Genomic DNA, 1167 nt, shown 5'->3' with positions numbered 1-1167 from the left:
GCGGCGCCGCCGGCGCCCAGCAGCAGCGCACGGCGGCCGCGCAGGTCCAGGCCGTTGCGGCCGGTCAGGTCGCGCACCAGGCCGGCGCCGTCGGTGTTGTCGCCATGCCACTGGCCGTCGCGGAAGCTGAGGGTGTTGACCGCACCGGCCGACTGCGCGCGTGCGCTGTGCACCACGCTGTGGGCGAACGCGGCTTCCTTCAGCGGCAGGGTCACGTTGGCGCCGACACCGCCGGCGGCGGCGAAGGCGGCCAGCGCCGCGGCGAACCCGTCGGCCTGGACGTCGATCGCCTCGTACTGCAGGGCGATGCCGGTCTGCTTGGCGAAGGCGGCATGGATGTGCGGCGACAGCGAATGGGCGACGGGATGGCCGAACACGGCAAAACGGGAGTTGGGCATGGAGCGCTCGTTGGTTGTTTTAGACTGGCGGCGACATTCCATGGAATCCCTCATGCGGACCCCTGCCCTGCCGCTCGCGCTGGCCGCGAGTTTACTCTGCGCGCCGTGTGCGTTCGCGCTTTCCGAATTCGGCATCGAGGGCATGGGCGTGGTATCGACCGCCGCCGACGAGACCCGCGCCAGCGTCGCGCCCGACGGCCAGCGCATCGTCTGGGCCAGTCCCGACCGCGCCGGCGGGCCCGGCGGCGGCGATCTGTGGCAGGCCGTGCTGCGCGACGGCCGCTGGCGCGACCCGCAACCGCTGCCGGCGCCCGTGAACTCGCCGAGCCTGGACAGCGACCCGTTCTTCAGCGCCGATGGGCGCTGGCTGTACTTCGCCTCGGATCGCCCCGGCGGCCACGGCGGCAGCGACCTGTACCGCGCGCCGGTGCTGGCCGACGGCGGCTACGGCGCGCCGCAGAACCTGGGCGCGGCAGTGAATTCGCCGGGCAACGAGCGTGCGCCGACCCTGTCGCTGGACGGCACACGGTTGCTGTTCGCCAGCGACGGCCACGGCGGCGCCGGCGGCCTGGACCTGTTCGTGGCGCGCCAGGAGGGCCAGGCGTTCGCAGCACCGCAGGCGTTGGCCGGGGTCAACAGCGCCGACGACGAGACCGATGCGGCGTGGCTGGGCGACGGCCGTGCGCTGCTGTTCGCGCGTGCCCATGGCGGTACGAGCAGCCAGGTGCTGCTGGCGCAATGCGCCGGTGGCCGCTACGCGGATCCGCAG

At 73.5% G+C, this 1167-nt stretch carries 1 protein-coding gene and 1 pseudogene; one reads left to right on the top strand and one right to left on the bottom strand.

What is annotated here, in order from left to right; all coding sequences use genetic code 11:
- A pseudogene (locus tag D180_RS10350) lies at positions 1-398 on the bottom strand (shikimate dehydrogenase); the annotation flags it as partial.
- A gap of 52 nt (positions 399-450) precedes the next feature.
- Between D180_RS10350 and D180_RS10345 the strand changes: the two are divergent.
- On the top strand, positions 451-1167 hold a 717-nt coding region (locus D180_RS10345; RefSeq protein WP_043090767.1), incomplete at its 3' end, for a PD40 domain-containing protein.

Origin of the sequence: Xanthomonas sp. SHU 166 (assembly GCF_000364685.1) — a bacterium.
Classification (GTDB): domain Bacteria; phylum Pseudomonadota; class Gammaproteobacteria; order Xanthomonadales; family Xanthomonadaceae; genus Xanthomonas_A; species Xanthomonas_A sontii.
Note: the sequence above shows the minus strand (reverse complement) of the source record. Positions and strands in the feature narration are given on the sequence as shown.